Source organism: Achromobacter sp. 18P8.1.1 (assembly GCF_057799415.1).
Genome location: NZ_JBYOKH010000027.1, coordinates 1 through 19455 on the forward strand (window position 1 = coordinate 1; position 19455 = coordinate 19455).

At 65.8% G+C, this 19455-nt stretch carries 21 protein-coding genes; 8 read left to right on the plus strand and 13 right to left on the minus strand.

Annotated features, from left to right (window positions below; translation table 11 throughout):
* Positions 1 to 649, plus strand: a 649-nt coding sequence (locus AC27VE_RS17705; RefSeq protein WP_488704575.1) for an OB-fold nucleic acid binding domain-containing protein, incomplete at its 5' end; no start/stop codon positions are given.
* Positions 650 to 677: 28 nt separating this feature from the next.
* Here the strand turns inward: AC27VE_RS17705 and AC27VE_RS17710 are convergent.
* The gene (locus AC27VE_RS17710) at positions 678 to 1958 is read right to left on the minus strand and encodes an SGNH/GDSL hydrolase family protein (RefSeq protein WP_488704576.1); all 1281 of its coding nucleotides are present in this window, start codon (positions 1956 to 1958) and stop codon (positions 678 to 680) included.
* A 131-nt stretch (positions 1959 to 2089) separates the two neighbouring features.
* Between AC27VE_RS17710 and AC27VE_RS17715 the strand changes: the two genes are divergently transcribed.
* Both AC27VE_RS17715 and AC27VE_RS17720 read left to right on the plus strand, forming a co-directional pair.
* Positions 2090 to 3004: a LysR family transcriptional regulator gene (locus AC27VE_RS17715; RefSeq protein WP_488704577.1), complete on the plus strand. Its 915-nt coding sequence runs from the start codon at positions 2090 to 2092 to the stop codon at positions 3002 to 3004.
* A 62-nt stretch (positions 3005 to 3066) separates the two neighbouring features.
* On the plus strand, positions 3067 to 3471 hold the full coding sequence (locus AC27VE_RS17720; protein ID WP_427957360.1) for an I78 family peptidase inhibitor: 405 nt from the start codon (positions 3067 to 3069) through the stop codon (positions 3469 to 3471).
* 36 nt (positions 3472 to 3507) lie between these two features.
* On the opposite strand, the gene AC27VE_RS17725 is transcribed toward AC27VE_RS17720, so the two are convergent.
* From AC27VE_RS17725 to AC27VE_RS17755, 7 genes are all read right to left on the minus strand, one after another.
* Positions 3508 to 4473, minus strand: coding sequence for a LysR family transcriptional regulator (locus AC27VE_RS17725; protein WP_280026077.1), 966 nt, complete (start codon positions 4471 to 4473; stop codon positions 3508 to 3510).
* A gap of 45 nt (positions 4474 to 4518) precedes the next feature.
* A complete protein-coding gene (locus tag AC27VE_RS17730) occupies positions 4519 to 5253 on the minus strand; it encodes an amino acid ABC transporter ATP-binding protein (RefSeq protein ID WP_088587226.1) in 735 nt (244 codons plus the stop codon).
* 14 nt (positions 5254 to 5267) lie between these two features.
* A complete protein-coding gene (locus AC27VE_RS17735; RefSeq protein ID WP_088587225.1) occupies positions 5268 to 5957 on the minus strand; it encodes an amino acid ABC transporter permease in 690 nt (229 codons plus the stop codon).
* Positions 5950 to 6639, minus strand: a complete 690-nt coding sequence (locus AC27VE_RS17740) for an amino acid ABC transporter permease (protein ID WP_315131686.1) — start codon at positions 6637 to 6639, stop codon at positions 5950 to 5952. Before AC27VE_RS17740 ends, AC27VE_RS17735 begins: the two co-directional genes overlap by 8 nt.
* A 123-nt stretch (positions 6640 to 6762) precedes the next feature.
* Positions 6763 to 7584 (minus strand): ABC transporter substrate-binding protein, encoded by an 822-nt coding sequence (locus tag AC27VE_RS17745; protein WP_315131683.1) that lies wholly within the window; start codon positions 7582 to 7584, stop codon positions 6763 to 6765.
* A 61-nt stretch (positions 7585 to 7645) separates the two neighbouring features.
* Entirely contained in the window at positions 7646 to 8848 is a 1203-nt protein-coding gene (locus AC27VE_RS17750; RefSeq protein ID WP_488704578.1) for an aminotransferase class I/II-fold pyridoxal phosphate-dependent enzyme, read from the minus strand.
* Positions 8845 to 9525: an RraA family protein gene (locus AC27VE_RS17755; protein ID WP_424625770.1), complete on the minus strand. Its 681-nt coding sequence runs from the start codon at positions 9523 to 9525 to the stop codon at positions 8845 to 8847. Before AC27VE_RS17755 ends, AC27VE_RS17750 begins: the two co-directional genes overlap by 4 nt.
* A gap of 408 nt (positions 9526 to 9933) precedes the next feature.
* Here AC27VE_RS17755 and AC27VE_RS17760 point away from each other — a divergent pair, with 408 nt between their 5' ends.
* Both AC27VE_RS17760 and AC27VE_RS17765 read left to right on the plus strand, forming a co-directional pair.
* Positions 9934 to 10290, plus strand: a complete 357-nt coding sequence (locus AC27VE_RS17760) for a hypothetical protein (protein WP_088587222.1) — start codon at positions 9934 to 9936, stop codon at positions 10288 to 10290.
* A 62-nt stretch (positions 10291 to 10352) separates the two neighbouring features.
* The gene (locus AC27VE_RS17765) at positions 10353 to 12134 is read left to right on the plus strand and encodes an alkaline phosphatase D family protein (RefSeq protein WP_488704579.1); all 1782 of its coding nucleotides are present in this window, start codon (positions 10353 to 10355) and stop codon (positions 12132 to 12134) included.
* A 43-nt stretch (positions 12135 to 12177) separates the two neighbouring features.
* Here AC27VE_RS17765 and AC27VE_RS17770 read toward each other — a convergent pair whose 3' ends face one another.
* Genes AC27VE_RS17770 through AC27VE_RS17785 form a run of 4 tightly spaced genes read right to left on the minus strand, consistent with a single transcriptional unit; the run spans position 12178 to position 14532 of the window.
* A complete protein-coding gene (locus AC27VE_RS17770) occupies positions 12178 to 13071 on the minus strand; it encodes a ParB N-terminal domain-containing protein (protein ID WP_488704580.1) in 894 nt (297 codons plus the stop codon).
* A 45-nt stretch (positions 13072 to 13116) separates the two neighbouring features.
* The gene (locus AC27VE_RS17775) at positions 13117 to 13728 is read right to left on the minus strand and encodes an LON peptidase substrate-binding domain-containing protein (protein ID WP_280026067.1); all 612 of its coding nucleotides are present in this window, start codon (positions 13726 to 13728) and stop codon (positions 13117 to 13119) included.
* Between the two features lie 9 nt (positions 13729 to 13737).
* On the minus strand, positions 13738 to 14145 hold the full coding sequence (locus AC27VE_RS17780; RefSeq protein WP_088587219.1) for a carboxymuconolactone decarboxylase family protein: 408 nt from the start codon (positions 14143 to 14145) through the stop codon (positions 13738 to 13740).
* 42 nt (positions 14146 to 14187) lie between these two features.
* A complete protein-coding gene (locus tag AC27VE_RS17785; RefSeq protein ID WP_488704581.1) occupies positions 14188 to 14532 on the minus strand; it encodes a GFA family protein in 345 nt (114 codons plus the stop codon).
* Between the two features lie 92 nt (positions 14533 to 14624).
* Here AC27VE_RS17785 and AC27VE_RS17790 point away from each other — a divergent pair, with 92 nt between their 5' ends.
* Together AC27VE_RS17790 and AC27VE_RS17795 are read left to right on the plus strand one after the other, a co-directional pair.
* Positions 14625 to 15053 carry a VOC family protein gene (locus tag AC27VE_RS17790; RefSeq protein WP_006224412.1) on the plus strand — a complete coding sequence of 143 codons (429 nt, stop codon included), beginning with the start codon at positions 14625 to 14627 and terminating at the stop codon, positions 15051 to 15053.
* Between the two features lie 138 nt (positions 15054 to 15191).
* Positions 15192 to 16370: a low temperature requirement protein A gene (locus AC27VE_RS17795; protein ID WP_488704582.1), complete on the plus strand. Its 1179-nt coding sequence runs from the start codon at positions 15192 to 15194 to the stop codon at positions 16368 to 16370.
* A gap of 13 nt (positions 16371 to 16383) precedes the next feature.
* Here AC27VE_RS17795 and AC27VE_RS17800 read toward each other — a convergent pair whose 3' ends face one another.
* Positions 16384 to 17307, minus strand: coding sequence for a helix-turn-helix domain-containing protein (locus AC27VE_RS17800; protein WP_488704583.1), 924 nt, complete (start codon positions 17305 to 17307; stop codon positions 16384 to 16386).
* Between the two features lie 146 nt (positions 17308 to 17453).
* Between AC27VE_RS17800 and AC27VE_RS17805 the strand changes: the two genes are divergently transcribed.
* Positions 17454 to 19445, plus strand: a complete 1992-nt coding sequence (locus AC27VE_RS17805) for a TonB-dependent receptor (RefSeq protein ID WP_488704584.1) — start codon at positions 17454 to 17456, stop codon at positions 19443 to 19445.
* The last annotated feature ends 10 nt before the right edge of the window (positions 19446 to 19455 follow it).

Sequence of the window (19455 nt, forward strand, 5' to 3'; positions counted from 1 at the left end):
CATCGAGGACGCGCGCGCGCAATCCCCTTACACCGACACCGGCGACCTGGCCCGGCGCGCCGCGCTCAACCGCCATGACCTGAACGCGCTGGCCGCGGGCGATGCGCTGCGCACCCTGGCGGGCCACCGGCGCCAAGCCAGTTGGGAAGCGGCGGCCAGCGTGCAAAGCCGCGACTTGCTGCGCGACGCCGCCATCGAAGAAACCCAGGCGCCGCAGTTGCAGGCGCCGTCGGAAAGCCAGACCGTGGCCGCCGACTACCGCAGCGTGGGCCTGACGCTGCACAGCCACCCGGTGGCGCTGCTGCGGGACCAATTGGCGGCTCGCAATTTCCAGCCCGCCGAAGTCCTGAACCGCTACCCAGACAAGCGCGTGGCGCGCGCCTGCGGCATCGTCACCGTGCGTCAGCGGCCGCAAACCTCCAAGGGCGTGATTTTCGTGACGCTGGAAGACGAGACCGGCCCCGTCAACGTGGTCGTGCGGCCGGAACTGATCGAACGCCAGCGTCGCGAACTGCTGGGCGCCAAGCTGCTGGGCGTCTACGGCGCCTGGCAAAGCGTGGACGGCGTGCGCCACCTGATCGCGCAACGGCTGGTGGACCTGTCCGACCTGCTGGGCGGACTGGCCACGCAAAGCCGCAACTTCCATTGACGGGCGGCCCCGGCGCCGCACAGGCCGGCTACCGGCCGAACAGGATGCCGTCGTCCAGCGCCTGCGCCATCGCCTGATAGCCCGCGTCCCCGGGATGCAGATGATCGCCCGAATCGTAGGCGGGCAACAGGCGCGCGGGATGCGATGGATCCCGCAGCACGGCATCCATATCCACCACCGCATCGAACACGCCGCTGCTGCGGATCCACCGGTTCACCTCGCGCCGCACCGCGTCCTTAGCCACGCTGTAATGGCCGGCCAGCGGCGTGCCGTGCAGCGAGCCCTCGTAGGGCGCGATGGTGGCCCCGACGATGCGCACGTTGCGGGCGCGCGCAGCCTCGGCCAACTGCCGGTAGCCCTCGGTCAGCCGCGCCGCGGTCATCGGTGCGTCGCCGGGCGCAAACCCGCTGTCCGGCCAACCGATATCGTTGATGCCCATCAGCAAGACCACCGTCCGCACGCCGGGTTGCGACAGCACGTCGGCCTCGAAGCGCGCCATCGCGTTCACGCCCATCTTGTCGCCCCACACCCGGGCGCCCGAAATGCCCGCATTAACCACGCCCACGCCCTGCGGCGCCAGCCGGCGGGCCAGAAAATCCGGCCAGCGGCGGTTGGCGCCGAGTGTCGATCCGTTGCCGTCCGTCAACGAGTCCCCGAACGCCACGACGACCGGGGTGTCGGCCGCGCTTTCCACCCAGACGCCCGCCAGGAACGCCCGGCCCTGCAACGCGGCGGCGCCCGGCAGGTCCGGTGCGCCGCTGGCATCGCCCGGCGCCAGCGCCGCGGTTTGCTGGGCGCCCCAGTGGAACGTCGCCACCGGCGTCGGCTGCGGGAAATAGGTGCTGATGGCCAGTTCGCTCAAGGCGGCAACGGGCAGATCCACCGGATCGCTGATCGCCTGGGCGCCTGGCGCGATTGTAACGCCCGGCTGACCGCCAAAGCGCAAGACGCGATCCGACGCAGGGTCGATAGCCGCCCCCGTCCGGGCCCGCGCCACCCGGGCGGCGCCGATCACGAGCGGCTGTGTGCCGTATCGATTGGACAGCACCACCCGCAGGCGCTTGCCGCCCAGGCTGATCTTGACGGTCTCGCGCAGCGTCTGGTCCGCCACCTGCTCCGGCATGCCCGTCGGCAGCACGAACGCCGTGTCCCATAACGGCTGCGGGCTGGCGAACCACGAACTGACCCAGGACGATTGCGGCGCGGGCGCGGTAGCGGGTGCGGTAGCGGCCGCGTGCGTGGCGGATGGACGCCAGACCAGGCCCGTAGCGGCCAGGCTGGCGGTGCGGACGAAAGAACGGCGGTTCATGGCGGGGGGCATAGGGAATCCTGGGAAACGGATAGCGGTTTCAACCGCGACACCGTCACGATAGGTTCTTCCAAATCATGCCGGTAGGCCCGTAAAATGCATACCACTTCTTCCACAATGGAATGCTTACCATGGATACCCTGCGCGCCATGCGGGCCTTTGTCCGTGCCGTGGAGCTCGGCACGCTGTCGGCCGCCGCCCGGGAACTGGGCTTGAGCCAACCAGCGCTGAGCAAGATCGTCGCCGCGCTGGAGAAAGACCTGAACGTGCGGTTACTGGAACGCAGCACGACCCGCGTCGTGCCCACCGAACAAGGCAAACGCTTCTACGAACGCGCAAACCGCGTGCTGGAGGAATATGCCGAAGCCGTGGCCGACGCCCGCGGCCAAACGGAGCAGCCCGCCGGCTTCCTGCGGATCAACGCCCCGGTCGCACTCGGGCAGTTCCGGCTGAATGCGCTGATCCGGGAATTCCTGGACGCCTATCCCGACATCCAGGTCGAATTGATCCTGAACGACCGCTTTGTCGACCTGGTGGAAGAAGGCGTGGACGTGGCGCTGCGCCTGGGCGGCGACCTGCCGCCCAATGCCATCGCCCGCAAGGCGGCCCTGTCACCGCGCCACCTGGTGGCGGCGCCTTCCTATCTGGCCCGGCACGGCAAGCCCCGCACGCCTGAGGACCTGACCGCCCACGATTACGTCCGGTTCGCGTGGCTGCCGGGCGGCGACACCCTGGAACTGCACCACGGCGCCTCGCGCGCCACCGTCCAGACCCAGGGGCGCTACCGCGTCAACAACGCCCTGGCCATCCGCGAAACGCTGGCGATGGGAGCCGGCCTGGGACTGTGCCCCGCCTGGCTGGTCGAGGACCTGGTGGCCGACGGGCAATTGCTGCGCGTTCTACCCGAATGGAGCGGCGCGCCGCAAGAGGCTTTCCTGATCTACCCCTCGCGCCGCTACCAGGCGTTGCGGGCCCGGTTGCTGATCCAGTTCCTGGCCGACCGGCTGCCTGCGCTGCCCGGCATGCAGCCGGCCGGCGGCCCCTGATTACAGTCCGCCCCGGCTGGTCTATCATGGCTTTTTTGTCGCGTAGTTGTAAGGAGCTTTACATGATCCGCAAGCTGATCCCTTTCCTTCTGGTTGCCAGTTTGAGCGCATGCGCCAATACGGGAACGTCGTCGTCGTCCAGCAGCGCGCCGGCAGCCTCCAGCTCCTCCAGCGCGTCAAGCTCCTCGGATTCGTCCGGCGGCGCGAGCTATGGCGGATCCTCCTATGGATCGTCGTCAAACATCCCCGGCGCCACCAGCGGCAAGACGTGCGATGCCGGCGCCCTGCAATCGCAGATTGGCCAGAAGGCCACCCAATCGGTCATGGAAGACCTGCGCTCGCGCAGCGGCAGCACGACCGCGCGCATCCTGCGCCCCGGCCAGCTTGTCACCATGGAATACAACGCGACCCGCCTGAATCTGATCGTGGACGACAAGGACGTCATGACGGCGATCCGCTGCGGCTAAGACCGCCTTGGGGGCCGGCGCTCGCCGGCCTGCCGCCTAGGCTTGGCGCCGCAAGGCGGCCGGCGGCACGTGGGGCAGGAATGCCCCCGCCACTTCGAACGCGCATTCCTCGCGCGCAATATCGATCACCCGCGACACGATCGGGTTGACGATGTTCTTCTTGTGCACGGCGTAGTAATTGATGGTGGGCAGGTCCGGCTGCACGTTCAACTGGCAGAGCGCGCCGCGCTCGACCAGCGGCGCGAAATACGCGCCCGGCAGATAGCTGATGCCCAGGCCCAGCATCGTCAGCTGCGCCATCATCCCCAGGCTGTTGCAGGTCAGCACGCGCTTGACCGGCAGGCCCTGCTCGGCGAACCACGCGTCATACAGGTGCGACAAGGCCGAATTCGTAGGCTGCGAAATCACGGGGTACGGCGCCAAATCCTGCGGCGTCAGGCGGGCTGCGAAATCGATGTCCAGCGCGGGGCTGGCCATCCAGACATTGGTGACGGCGCCCAGATGCGTGCAGTCGTACTGGTAGCTCCAGAACGGCCCGGGCATGATGGCCAGGTCGATCTGGTCCTGCTCCAGCCTTTCGTACAGCGTGATGCCGCCATCGATCTCGGGCATCAGCTGCACGCGGGGGTAGCGCTGGCTGATCTGGTTGATCAGCCGCGCCAGCCACGTCATGCCCACCAGTTCGGTCACGCCCAGCCGCAGCACGCCTTCGAAACTGGCCGGATCGGCCATGTTCTGCACGATGCGGCTGTTCAGATCCAGCATTTCGCGCGCCAGTTCGAAGAGTTTGCGCCCTTGCGGCGTCATCACCAGCTTCTTGGCCCGGCGCTCGAACAGGGGCGACCCGGCAAAGGCTTCAAGCTCGCCCACCCGCTTGGCCACTGCCGACTGCGTGGTGTGCAGTTTGCGGGACGACGCGCTGAAGCTGCCCAATTCGGAGCTCCAGTAAAAAGCCTCTAGCTGTTTAAGGGTGTACATCGCGGCGGTCGATGCGAAACGCATGGAAACCCTCACCTTAACATCGCCGCCGCGCTGCTTGCCGCGACCTTAGCCGCGCGGATGCAGGATGTCGGCCAGGAAGCGCTGCGCGCGCGGATGGGACGGCGCGCTGAAGAAGCGCTCGGGCGTATCCATTTCCAGGATCTCGCCGCCGTCCATGAAGACGACCCGGTCGCAGACATCGCGCGCGAAACCCATTTCGTGGGTCACGCACACCATCGTCATGCCATCCTTGGCCAGGCCCTTCATCACCTGCAGCACCTCACCCACCATCTCGGGGTCCAGCGCGCTGGTCGGCTCATCGAACAGCATCACCGGCGGTTGCAGGGCCAGCGCCCGGGCGATCGCCACGCGCTGCTGCTGTCCGCCCGACAAGGCCCCCGGATAGGCGTCGATCTTGTGTTCCAGGCCCACGCGTTCCAGCAGGCTTTTCGCCAGCGCCACGGAGTCCTTGCGGGACTGCTTGCGGATGTTCACGGGCGCGAAGATCACGTTTTCCAGCACGCTCATGTGCGGGAACAGGTTGAACTGCTGGAACACGAAGCCGATCTTCTGGCGCAGCGCATTCAGATTCGCGCCCTTGGCGTAGATGTCCGCGCCGTCGATCAGGATGCGGCCCTTTTCGATGGGTTCCAGGCGGTTGATCGTGCGGATCATGGTGGACTTGCCCGACCCCGACGGGCCGCACACCACCAGCACTTCGCCGCGCGCCACCGACAGGTCCACGTCCTTCAGCACGTGATGCGCGCCGTACCACTTGTTCACTTTTTCAAGATTGATCATGTTTTGTCCTTGCTTTAAGCCATGGCGCGCGAGCGGCGGATACGCAGGTCCAGCCAGCTCAAGCCGCGGCTCAGGCTGAAGCACACCAGGAAATAGATGATGGCCAGGATGCCGAACACCTGCAGCGGCTGAGTCAGCACCAGGTTGTTGACCTGGTTGGCCGCGAAGGTCAGTTCGTTGACGCTGATGACATAGCCCAGCGACGTCTCCTTGACGGTCGACACGAACTGGCTGGTCATGCTGGGCAACACGTTAAAGAGCGCCTGCGGCAGCACCACCTTGCGCATCGTCGTCCAGTAGCCCACGCCCAGCGAACGGGACGCCTCGATCTGCCCGCGCGGCACCGCCTCGATGCCCGAACGGATCACTTCCGACAGGTACGCGCTTTCATAGACCACCAGCGCGAAGATCAGCGTCCAGAAGCCGCTGACGACCTGACCGGTCAGTTTCGGCACCACGAAGTAGGCCCAGAAGATCAGCATCAGTAGCGGCATGCCGCGCACCACGTTGACCAGCGCCTTGCTGGCCACGCGCAGCCAGCCGAACGGGCTGACCCGGGCCAGCGCAATCAGCAGCGCCAGCGGCATCGACATCGCCAGGCCCAGTGCCGCCAGGATCAGCGTGAGAACCAGTCCGCCCAGCGGGCCGTTGGGGTATTGGCCGACCAGCAGCGTGGGCCAGTATTGCAGTAGCAGATCAAGCACCGTGGCCTCCGCGGTTCAGACGATAACGGGCGTAGATGCGCGATCCGATTGCCATGATCAGGAACGATCCCAGCAGGTACATGATCGTCGCCGCGCCGAAGGTGGCGAAGGTGCGGTAGGTCTCGTTTTCGATCTCGCGGGCCTGGTAGGTCAGTTCCATCACGCCGATCGCCATGGCCACGCTGGTGTTCTTGAACAGCAGCAGCGCGCGGCCCACCAGCGGCGGGATGGAAATGCGCACGGCCTGCGGCACGATCACGAAGCGCATGCACTGCAGATAGCTGGCGCCCAGCGCCCGGGCCGCTTCGAACTGCGTGCCCGGGATGGCGCGCAGCCCGCTGCGAATGTCTTCGGCGATGTAGGCGGCCGAGCCCAGCGCCAGCGCGATCGCCGCCAGCGACATCTCGGCGTTGTGCTCGTACAGCCACATGCGAAAGCCCTCGGGCAGCAGTTCAGGCATGCCGAAGTACCAGAACAGCACCTGCACCAGCAGCGGCACGTTGCGGTGGTATTCCACGTAGGCATCGACCACCCAGCGGCACGGCGCCAGGTTGGTGGCGCGCACCACGACCAGCGTCACCGCGATCGTGAAGGCCATCACCCAGGCAACCAGGAACAGCTGCACGGTGACCAGCATGCCGCTGGCCAGCAGCTGGTATTGGGAAGCGTCAAGTAGGCTCATAAAGCAATCAATCTCCTGCAATCGCGCGGCCCACGCCAAACGTCACGGGCTCCGGCCGCCCACCTGGGCGGACGCCGGAAACCGTGACGGGGACATGCGGGCCGCGCTGGGGTCAGCGGTCTTTCAGCCGGCGATGGGGCCGATCTTGAAGCCGCGTTCCAGCTTGTACGGCGTTTCGGGGCCGAACCACTTGTCAAACAGCTTGGCGGCCGCGCCCGAGCTTTCCGCTTCATCCAGCGCCTGGTTCACCGTCTGCAGGAAACGCGGTTCCGACTTGCGCACGCCCAGGCCCCAGGGTTCGTCGAACACCGACTTGGCGATCACGCTGACGGGCGCGGTCGGCGGGCTTTGCAGCACCAGGCGCGCAAGCACCAGTTCAGAGGCGAACTGCGCGTCCACCTTCTTCTGCTGCAAGGCCAGATAGGTGGCCGAGCTGTCGCCGTAGCCGATGACCTGGGACTTGTTCAGGATGCGCTTGATCTCGCGCTCCGAGCTGGAGCCCTTGGTGGCGCCGACGCGGCGGCCGTTCAGGGCTTCCACGGTGTCCAGCCCCGAGTCCTTGCGCACCAGCAGCTTCTGCGGGCTGACGTAGTAGGCGTGGCTGAAGGCGATCTGTTCGGCGCGGTCAGGCGAATAACCCAGGTTGGCCGCCAGGATGTCCACGCGGCCTTCGTTCAGTTCCGGCACGCGCGCCGCCACCGACAGCAACTTGTAGTTGACCTTCACGCCCAGCTTGTCGGCGACGAGCTTGCACACGTCGACGTCGTAGCCCACCAGTTGGCGCGTGGCGCCGTCCTGGAAGCTGAACGGCTGCGAGGTGCCCAGCGTGCCGCAGACGAGTTCGCCGCGCGCCTTGATGTCGTCGACCTGATCGGCCTGGGCGGCGGCGCCCAGCGCCAGGGTGGCCAGGCCCAGGCAGGCGGCGAAGAGAGTGTGGCGTTTCATGGTTGATTCCCCTTGTCTGTTTGTGTGGTGGTCGTACTGGAATGAAATGCGTGGCGCCGGCTCAGGCCAGCTTGGCGCAGGCCTCGCGGATGGCGGCGCATCCCTGCTTGATATCGTCCAGGGACGCGGCGAACGACAGCCGGAACGTGCCCGGCGCGCCGTAGGCGTGGCCGTCGATGACAGCCACGCCGGCTTCGCGCAGCAGATAGTGCGTCAGGTCGGTGTCGGTGGCGATCACGTCGCCGGCAGGCGTCTTCTTGCCCAACAGACCCGAGCAGTCCGGAAAGACGTAGAACGCGCCTTGCGGCACGACGATCGCCAGGCCCGGCGCGCCGGACAATTCGGCGATCGCCAGGTCGCGGCGTTCGCGGAAGACTTGGGCGAACTCGGTCACGCAATCCTGCGGACCGGACAGCGCTTCCAGCGCCGCAGCCTGGCTGACGGACGATGCGCCCGACGTGCTCTGGGACTGCAGGATCGCCATCGCCTTGATGAGTTCATCGGGGCCGGCGCCGTAGCCGATGCGCCAACCCGTCATGGCGTAAGCCTTGGACACCCCGTTGACCACCAGCGTGCGGGCGGCCAGTTCCGGCGCGACCTGCAACGGATGCACGGTCGGTTCGCCGGTGAAGTTCAGGCGGGCGTAAATGTCGTCGGTCATCAGCCATACGTGCGGATGGCGCTTGAGCACGTCGGTCAGGCCGCGCAGTTCGTCGGCCGTGTAGACCGAGCCCGTCGGGTTGCTGGGCGCGTTCATCATCAGCCACTTGGTGCGCGGCGTGATGGCGCGCTCCAGCGCTTCTGGGGTGACCTTGTAGTCCGTGGCGGGCGAGGTCTGCACCGCGACCGGCGTGCCGCCGTTGACCAGCACCATGTCCGGGTACGACACCCAGAACGGCGCGGGAATCAGCACCTCGTCGCCCTCGTTCAGCGTGGCGGCCAGGCCATTGAAGATCACCTGCTTGGCGCCGGTAGAGACGATGATTTGCGCCACGGGGTAATCCACCCCGGTCGCTTCCAGCAGATGGCCGCGCGCGGCGCGGCGCAAGGCAACCGTGCCCTGCGCGGGCGGGTATTTGGTTTCGCCGCGGTTCATGGCGGCGGTGGCGGCCTGGCGGATGTGTTCCGGCGTCGAAAAGTCGGGCTCGCCGATCGTCAGGTCGATGATGCGGCGGCCCTGCTCGCGCAGTTCGGCGATGATGGCGCGCGCGGCGACGCTGGGCGACAGCTTGATGCGCTTGATGCGGTCAGCGACGATGCTCATTTGGCGGCTCCCATCTTCTCGGCCAGGGTCTTTTCCAGCCAGGGCTTGGTGTAGGTGCCGGCGCGCAGCTTTTCCTTGGCCACGGCTTCGTCCGCTTCCTTCTTCTGCGCCAGGGCCAGCACGGCCGCGGCGAATTCGGCGGGGATCACCACCACGCCGTCGGCGTCGCCCACGACCACGTCGCCCGGGTTGACCACCTGGCCGCCCACGGACACCGGCACATTGATTTCGCCCGGGCCATCCTTGTACGGGCCCTTGTGCGACGCGGCGCGCGCGAAGCAGCCGAATTCGCCCTGGGCGAAGACGTCCAGGTCGCGTACGGCGCCGTCGATCACAAAGCCCTCGATGCCGCGCGATTGCGCATCCATCATCATCAGTTCGCCGACCAGCGCGTTGCTGGTGTCGCCGGCGCCGTCGACGACGATCACGTCGCCCGCGCCACCCAGCGAAATCGCCTTGTGGATCATCAGGTTATCGCCCGGGCGGGTCTTGACGGTCAGCGCCAGGCCGACGGTGCGACGCGTGCAGGCATGCATCGGGCGCAGGCCCGACACGCCGTACAGGCGGTTCATGCAGTCGCTGATCTGGGCTGAGCCAATGGCGGCGAAGCCGGCCAGCACGTCAGCGGCGACGGCCGGGGCGGGCCGGGAAAGAATGCGGTATCCGATGGGATTCATGAGGGAGTCTGGGGTAGATGCGTGGACAGCGTTAAGCGAACACGCATTACAAGGCCCCAGGGGGTGTTCCTCAAAACGATATAAATTCCCAGTCATTCAGGAATTTTATTCGTGAATTTTGCATTTAAGGGTTATCCCTTATTCGTGATTCGGCGGTTGGTCGCCGCCGTTCGACACCTTTTATTCGCACCCCGGCCCAACATCGTTCGCTGAACCGGTCGACGAGCAGCCGGCAAGCACGGCGACAAGGCACAGGGCTGCGACACGGGGGGTTCAACAGCCACAGTGCGCTGCGATATCAGCCATAATCAATTCAACCTGACCCCGCGTGACAGCAGGAGTTCAGCTTTCGCTCCCAGATCAACCGGTAGCGGGTAGGCCGTAGCGTACTCAGTGCGGAGTATCTCAATGATGACACCGGAAACACCAGACGACGACTTGGTACGGACCCGCAGCCACAGGCCACACGCACTGCCCCAGGGCTATCGGGCCGGATTGATTACGGCCATCACGGTATTGCTGGGCTTTTCGCTGGGTTTCCTGCGCTACTGGGGCTTGGACGCGCCGGGCGATTGGAGCGCGCTGTCCGTGCTGCCAGGCGTGTCCTTGTTGCTCGCCAGCCTGCTGCAGATAATTGCTCTTTACCGCGCCTTGCGTTTGGAGGATGAAGCCGAGGATGAATACCGGAAAACCGTGCGATGGTTCATCGCGTCGGCGATGCTGCTGTTGCTGGGCCTGACAGCGGCGTTGTGGGAGGCGGCGTGAATTGCTCGTACCCGGATCGTCAAGGTAGTAGCGAAAGAAATGACTAGCTGAGGAGGCTGATCATGAATGAAAAAGATCTGCTACTGGGGCCTGTGTTGTCGTTCCGTGGTGTCGGAAAAGGTGACGTCTGGAAAGTAAGCGCGCTGGTGGGCCTCAAGGCGGGCGCCGTCACGCCTGCACTGGAGGTCGACGGCATGGCTTGCGCCGCGCCAAAGGAGCTATTGGCCATCAACGGCGAATTCTATCTGCGCTACGACCTGTCCTGCAAGATATTGAAGAACGAGCGCACCGTGAGTTACGGTATTTCAGGTGGATTGACGTGGCGGATGACGGTACCCGGCAAGGATTTCTCGCCGCGCATGGCCTATGTGTCGTGCAATGGGTTTTCGGACCCGGCCGTGATGCGAAAGCTCATCCGGACGTCGGACGCGGTGTGGGAAGACCTGCTCTACAGCCACGACCGCGAACTGCGAAAAGAACAGGGTGCAGGCGAAACCAAGCTGCTGGACAAAGAGCAGTTGTGGCATGAGAAGCGCATCCATGACAAGGGCCTGCAGCGCTTTCATCTCATGCTCATGGGAGGCGACCAGATCTACTTCGACTCGATCTGGGAAGACGTTAAGGCGCTGCGCCGGTGGGTGGCCTTGCCTCGGCAGGCGCAATTGGAGTTCAAGGTCACCAAGGCGCTGGACCGCGAGATCGAGGCCTACTACTTCGGACTGTACAAGCAACGCTGGCTGCCCAGCGAGCGCAAGCCCTGGTCGTCGCCAACGGCCACGCTAGATGCGACCGCGGCGATGGCGTCGATGCCGACCGTCATGATGTGGGACGACCACGACATCTTCGACGGCTGGGGTTCGTACAGCTGCCAGATGCAGAACAGCCCACTCTTTCAGACGCTGTTCCGCCACGCCCGACGCGCCTTCTGGGTGTTTCAGATGCAGCATGCGCTGGACGACCTGCCCCAACAGGAAGACACGACGCCAGCGGGTTTTTCCCGACAAGACCCGCTGCTCAAGCCCATCGTGTGGAGTCAGGTACTCGCCAAGGATGCGTTGGCGCTGCCCCTGCTGGACGGCCAGCCGGGATTCACTTCCGCGTACGCCATCGGGCCGGTGACCATCCTGGCGGCCGATCTGCGCACCGAACGCTCGCGGACACAGGTGATGGGCTCGGACACCTGGGGCCAAATCAAGAATTGGACCGACAGCCTGAAATCCGGCAACGCGGGCGCACAACCCAAGAGTGCTTGCCAGCATCTTCTGTTCATGTCCTCGGTGCCCGTCGTGCACCCCAAACTGCCCCTGGCCGAGCTGCTGATGGACAAGTTCGGACAAGACCACGTCACGGACAGCAATGCCGACGACTTGAAGGATCACTGGTCCCACGACGACCACGAAGGTGAGCGCAAACGCCTCCTGGAAGTGTTTTCCCAATTGGCGCGCGACAAGAAGATCCGCGTGTCCCTGGTGTCGGGCGACGTGCACGTTGCAGCCTGGGGCACGGCCTACCGCAAGGACCTGCCTGCAACAGAGACTTGGTCCCAGATCCACCAGTTCACCTCGTCCGCCGTGGTTCATCCTTCGCTCATGGGCGTGATGGAGCGGCTGTTTCTCTCCTGGTTGAACAGCAATGCCAAGCAACCTCAAAACATCGACGTGCAGTACGTTGCGGAAGTGATGCCTTTCCCTGGGCACGACAAACATGTCATGGCAGCGCGCAACTGGCTGGCCCTGGAGTTGGACATGGGCTCGGCCGAGGGGTGCAAGTTATGGGCAACTTGGCGATGCGAAACCGAAATCAGCTTTTCGAATCACTTGCTCGCTGTCGCAGCCGTTGCATGAATAAGGGTTATCCCTTATTCATACTCCCATCCGGTATTCCGCCTTAATCGTCGCCCGCGCTGCCCCCATTGCGCGCTTCCGACAGCGCGATCGTCAGGTGCATCACCTTCTTTTTCAGCTGGTCGCGTTCGTCTGTCAGGCGCGCCAGGACGCCGCGCAGACGCGCCACCTCGGCGGGCAGGTCTGCGATGCTTTCGATCGGCACCTCGGGCGGGGCTTCGCGGGGCGGCGGCGCCTTGGCCAGGCGCACTTCGCGCGCCGCCTGCTGCAGCTCTTTCCTGCCACCGGCCACGGCCGCCGCCTGGCGTTCGGCGGGCAAAGACGCCACTGCTGCGGCGGCATTGATCGAAATCGCGCCCTCTTTCACCGCACGCACCAATTCCGGCGCGGCGTCTTTCTGGATCTTTTCGATCTGGCCCAGCGTATTGCTGCTGATGCGCGCCGCGCGCGCCAGCGCCTGGCGGCTGGGCACGGGTGGCGTCCAGGAGATGTTCGGCGGCAGGCGTGGCGCGCCGTCGGTGCCAGGAGCATCCTCGTCCCAAGGCGGTGAACCCTCAGACGATGTGGCGTCAGCCGACCCGGCGTCGGGCGGCGCGCTGCCTTCTGGAGGCGTGCGCGCCAGCAGGATCTCTTTCTTGCGCAGCGCCAGCACACCCCGCTGGAAGTCCGACACGCTGCGCCGGCCCAGGTGGTTTTCGATCATCCACAGGTGCACGTCTTCCATCGACTTGAACGTGGTGTTCTGCCGGGTCTGGAATTCGATGCCGTGCTTCTGGCAGATGGCGTAGCGGTTGTGCCCGTCCACCAGCAAGTCGCCCCACAGCACCAGCGCATCGCGGCAGCCCTCGGCCAGCAGGCTGCGCTCCAGCGCTTCGTGCTCGTCTTCGGTCAAGGGGTCAATATAGGCGCGCAGGCCCTCGTCAATCCTGATATCCATGATGTCCAAAAAGGTTACTCGCCCGGCGTTTGCACCGGCGACCCGCTACGCCAGCCCTTGGCCGCGCAACAAGTCCTGAATAGCCGCCAACCGGGCCTCGGGGTCCGTCAGGCCCAACAGCCGGGCCTTGTCGTCCGGCGGCAGCGGCAGCAGTTCGCACCAGCGGTCCGCCACCCAGCCGCAGTCGTCCAGCCGGTACGGCGGCGCCAGCGGCATCCGGTCGGCCGGCACGCCGTCCTGCTGCCATTGCGCCACCAGCCGGCCCAGGGCATCGGCGCTGGCCTGCATGGACGCCGGCACCGGCGTGGGCGGATCGTCGGCGATGGGCTCGGTCTGGCCCATCCAAAGACCGTATTTTGCCACCTCGCTGGAAAGCAGCCGGAATCGGCTGGTGCCGATGCAGCGCACCTGCAGCAACGCGGGCATCGGCGCGTCCCAGGACGCGATGCGGGCCATCGTGCCCACGGGGGCCAGGGTCTCGACGCCTTCGGGCGAACGGACTTCGCTGCCCGCCAAGAGGCCCACCACGCCGAACTCGCTGCCGTCCGCGATACAGCGGCGGATCATATCCAGGTAGCGCACCTCGAAAATGCGCAGATGCAGCACGCCGGCGGGAAACAGCGCATTGGATAAGGGGAACAGCGGGATCAGCGCCATGGTGGCCTCCTACTTGACGTCGAACGCGGCGTCCACCGGCACCTGCATGGCCGTCACCATTGCGTTGGTCTGCGCCGCCATGCCGATGACCGACAACAGTTCGGCGTGCTGGCCGTCGGTCATGCCCTTGGCCTTGGCGGCCGCCGTGTGCGAATGCACGCAATACGAACACCCGTTGGCCGTGGACACGGCGATGTAGATCATTTCGCGCACCAGCGGGGACAGCTCACCTTCCGCCATCATCACCTGCTTGAGTTGCGCCCAGACGCGCTGCAACTGCGGCGGGTCATTGGCCAGCGCGCGCCAGAAATTGTTGACGAAATCCGATTTACGCGTGGCACGGATATCCTCAAACACCGCCCACGCCTCGGGGCTTTTGCGGACATCCTCGTCCGACAGCAATTTGACCGTGCTCATGCGCGGGTTCCTTTACGTTGTTGAGGGTTCATACGCCCGATTTCACACATTGCGGCCATCGTACGGGATACGCGTCAAGGCATTGAGGTCCACGTTTTCCAGGCATCGCGCATTGACCGCCGCGGTCTCTTCGCCCTTGGGGCTGGCCCCGAAACCAAACGGCGCGCAACCGCAATTGGCGCAAAAATGGTGCGCAATCACATGCTTGTTGAATTTGTAGGTGGACAGACTTTGCGTGGGCGACGTGATGCGCAGCTGCGCACGCGGCACAAACCACAGCAAATAGCCTTTGCGGCTACAGTGGGAACAGTTGCACTCCAGAACCTGCGACACGTCGCCATCGACTTCAAATCTGAACTGTCCGCAGTGGCAGCTACCTTGTTGCATGGCCGGGCTCCTTCAAGTCTCACGGGTCGGGCCTTCCATCATAGATCGGCCACGGCTGCCCCGGCACCTGCCCGCCCAACCAGGAAGACACCATGCCCCAACTCTCCGCCTACCTGAGCTTCGACGGCAACTGCGCCGACGCCCTGCACTTCTACGAGCGCGTGCTGGGCGGCCGGATCGAAGCCATGATCCGCTACGCCGACGCCCCGCCCGACGCCGCCATGCCCGCCCTGTCCGCCGACGATGCCGAACGCATCATGTATGCACGGCTGGCCCTGGACGAGCAGACCCTGATGGGCAGCGACGCGACCGCCGGGCACCCTTATCCCGGCAAGAAGGGCATGGCGCTGTCGCTGGCGTATCCCACGGTGTCGGATGCGCAACGCGTGTTCGAGCAATTGTCCGACGGCGGCACGGTGACCATGCCGTTGCAGAAGACGTTCTGGGCCGAGGCGTATGGCGCGCTGGTGGACCGGTTCGGAACGCGCTGGATGGTCAGCGGCGGCCGGCAGACCCACTAAGGCCGGTATCGCCTGATCGGCTCGCGCCCCCGCCGTCGCGTCCGCGCGACGTCCGGCGCCGCTTTTGAATCATTGACATTTCCCCGCCCGCGCCTTGCAGTAATCTGGCAGCGCCCCTACCTACCGGACGCGCCCGCCATGAACTTTCTTGCCAGCGCCACGCTGCTTCGCCGCCGGGACGGCCACGAAGCCCGCGTCACTTATGTGGAATTGTTCTTCGACCTGGTGTACGTCTTTGCCGTGACGCAGCTGTCGCACAGCCTGCTGCGCGACCTGACGCTGATGGGCGCCGTGCATACGCTGGTGTTGTGGTTCGCGGTCTGGCTGGGATGGCAGTACACGTGCTGGGTCACCAACTGGTTCGATCCCGACGCCATCCCCATGCGGATCATGCTGTTCGCGGTGATGCTCGTGGGCCTGATCGCCGCCGCGGTCCTGCCCGGCGCATTTGGCGACAACGGCCTGATTTTCGCCGTCTGCTACGCGCTGCTACAGGTCGGACGTACGGCGTTCATCGTGCTGCACCTGGGGCCGAACCACCCGCTGGCCGACAATTTCCGGCGCATGCTGGGATGGCTGGGCATCTCCGCCGTGCTCTGGATCGCGGGCGGCCTGGCCTCGGGCGAAGCGCGGCTGGCGCTGTGGATCCTGGCCGTGGCGTGCGAGTACATTTCGCCGATGTTCGGCTTCCGCCTGCCCGGCATGGGCCGGTCTTACACCAGCGACTGGACGATCGAAGGCGGGCATCTGGCGGAACGGTGCCAGTTGTTCGTGATCGTGGCGCTGGGCGAAACCCTGCTGATCACGGGCGCCACGCTGGGCGAACACCCGCACTGGGACGCCCCCACGCTGATCGCGCTGCTGGTGGCCTTCCTGGGCACGGCAGCCATGTGGTGGGTGTATTTCGACACCAGCAGCAAGGACGGCAGCGAAGCCATCGTGCATTCCTCGGACCCGGGCCGCATCGGCGCCTACTTCCACTACGTGCACGTGATTCTGATCGCAGGCGTCATCGTGTCGGCCGTGGCCAATGAACTCGTCATCCTGCATCCCGACGGCCGCATCGCCACCCCGGCCGCGGCTGCACTGATCGGCGGCCCCGCGCTCTACCTGCTGGGCAACGGCATCTACAAAACGGTGGTGTACGCGCGCTTTCCGCTATCACACATGGTCGGGCTGGTGTTGCTGGCGGCGCTGGCGCCCGTGTCGTATGTGACCGACAACCTGATGGTGGGCGGCCTGACCACGCTGATCCTGGTGCTGGTGGCCGTCTGGGAGAGCGTGTCGCGGCGCCGCGCGGCGCGCGCCATGCCGTAAGCCTGGCCCGCCGTCAGCTGCGCCGCTTGCCGAACACGGATTTCGGCGCGCGGCCATGAAAGCGCGTGAACGCGGCGCTGAAATTGGCGGGATGCCGGTAGCCCACGCGATACGCGGCCTGCGCCACCTGGCAACCGGTTTCCAACAGTTCCCATGCCCGGCGCATCCGCAATTCCGTCAGCAGCCGGTGCGGACTGGTCCCGTAGAGCTTGCGGAACCCCTCCTTCAACTTGAATTCGTTCAAGCCCGTGGCCAGGCACAGGTACTGCACGGTCAGGTCGCGGTCCATCTGTTCCTGCATCAACGCCCGCGCGGCTTCCAAGCGGCCGATATCGGCCTGGCTAAGCCGCCCCGCTTCTGGCGCGGGCGCCAGGCCCCGCAATTGACGGGACAGCAACGTCAGCGCGCGGATGTGCGCGTCCAAAGGGTCCACGCCTGACGCCAGTTCCATAGCCGCGGCAGCCAGCTCGGGCGTAGTCCTGCCCTGCGACAGGCAGCGCAAGCCCCCGGCGCCCAGCAGGCTTTCCGCGCGATCCTCGCCGGCATAGCGGCGCAGCACCGGCTCGCCCACCAGCAAGCGCAATTGCGACACGGTGGCGCCGCCCGAATAGCGGCGCTCGCCCTGGCTGCGCTGAAACGCGGTGACGGTCGTGTGGCCGCCGCGGAAATCCAGGCCGGCGCCATCCGCGCCCCGGTAGGCTGACACGCCCTGCATCGCCAGCGTGATCACCAGCGTGCGCGCGCCATAGCCGGCTGCGTTCTCTTCGATCAGGTCGCGCTGCGGGGTGTACTGCGAATGCACCAGGGTCAAGCCGTCGTCCAGCTCCAGCCGGTCCGCGCGGCAATCGCCCAGTTCGTGGGGCAAGGCAACGCGCCGCCAGCCTGGGCGGGGACTCTTGCCCGGTTGGGCAAGCAAGGACGAAACACGCATGACCATGAAGGCTTCCTGTGCCGGCGCCGTTTTGCATACGGATGGATCCGGAACGCATATGAATGTGAATGATAGTTGTTCTCATAAAGAAATACCATCTTCGGGACGGCCGCACAAGGATAGCGGCCGCTTGAGTCCGCACAGGAAGCCCGATGATCCAGCCCCGCCCTCTTACGCCCATCGCCTGGGCCCTGCTTTGCATGGCCGCCGCGCCTGCCGCACGCGCCCAGCCCCCCGCCGAACTGCCCGTCATCACCGTCACCGCCGACAAGCAGGAACGCGCGCTGGAAGACGTGCCGTCCAGCCTGTCCGTCTTCGACGGCGACATGCTCGACGCGCAAGGCATCCAGAATGTGGAGTCCCTGCAAGCGATCACACCGGGACTCAGCTTCCAGCCTTTCGGCCAGGCCGGCGTGAACTCGCCCGTCATGCGCGGGCTGTCCGCCAACTTCTTCTCGTTCTCCACGTCCACCTTGCTGGTCGTGGACGGCGTGCCCACGCTGACGGCGCAAGGGTATGACGACCCATTGCTGGCGATCGACCGAGTGGAAGTGCTGCGCGGCCCGCAGTCCACCCTGTACGGACGTAACGCCGAGGCCGGTGTGATCAACATTCACACCCGCCAGCCCGACAACACCTTGCGCGGCCAAATCTCGGCCGAAATCGGCAGCCGCGACCTGCGCGTGATGCGCTTCGACCTGAGCGGACCCTTAGTCGAAGACCGGCTGTACGCGAGCGTCGCCGGCGCCTGGCGCAGCCAGAACGGCTTCATCGACAACACCTATACCGGCCAGCGCGAAGACGACCGTGAAGTGCGCAACGGCAAGATCGCGTTGCGCTGGACGCCGTCCGCGCGCACCGACGCCACGCTGCGGTACGCGCAAGTGGACTACCGCGACGGCGCGGCCCTGTGGGGAGCGCCGACCGCGCCGCGCGACACGGTGGCCTCGGGCACGCCCAGCTGGAACCGGTCCATCGGACGCAGCGCATCGCTATCCGTGCGGCATGACTTCGATGCCGGCTTGCGCCTGTCTTCCTTGACCGCGTGGAACGATTTCCGCGACCGGGTCCAGCAAGACACCGATTTCCAGCCCGCCGACCTGTTGCATATCCAGCGTGACCACCAGTTCAGCAACCTGTCGCAAGAGCTGCGGCTGGAAGGCGACTGGAACCGCGCGCATTGGCTCGTCGGCCTGTACGCGGACGGCGACGACCACGACCTGCGCAATACGCAGAAGATGCCGCGCGGCTTGACGGAAAGCGTGGTCAAGTTGCGCGGCAATTCCACCGCCGCGTTCACGCACTGGACCGTCCCGCTGGCAGAACGCTGGACGATCGAGGCCGGCGCGCGCCTCGAACGCGACGAGATCCGCTTCCGTCCCGAAGGAGATACGCAGCGCCGTGCCGACTGGACCCGCGTGACCCCGCGCGTCGCGCTGCAGTACGCGTTCGCGCCACGCCAGCAGGCCTACGTATCCGTGTCGGACGGATTCCGTGCAGGCGGCTTCAACGTCTTTTCGCCCGCCGCCAATTACGCCCCCTATCAACCCGAAACGCTGCGCGCCTACGAGATCGGCGCCAAGGGCTGGCTGCCCGGCAACCGCCTGCGCTATTCCAGCGCCGTCTACGTGATGACGGTCAAGAACATGCAGGTGCAGCAGATGCCCTTGCCCGGGCTGGTCTACGTGACCAACGCCGCATCGGCTCGCTCCGTCGGCGCGGAATTCGAATTGGAATACCTGTTGGGCGACGGCTGGTCGGCGCAGGCCGGGCTGGGCCTGAACCGCACACGGTTCTCGCGCTTCATGGACGGCGCCGCGGACTACAGCGGCAACCAGAATCCCTTTGCGCCGCGCATCAACGGCTACGTCAGCGCGCGCTATGACGCGCCCGCCGGCTGGTATGCGCAGGCGTCGCTGACCGGCACCGGCCGCGTCTATCTGGACGCCGCCAACCGCTATTCCCGCAACGGATACGGCCTGGTCAACCTGGCCGCCGGCGTCACCGTGCGCCAGGTCGAGATCACCGCCTACGTCAACAACCTGGCCAACCGCCGCTACGACGCCGTTGGCTATCAGAACGGCATCGTCACCGTCTACAGCCCGCCGCGCGAAGCCGGCTTGCGCTTCACCTGGCGCATCTAACAAGGACCAC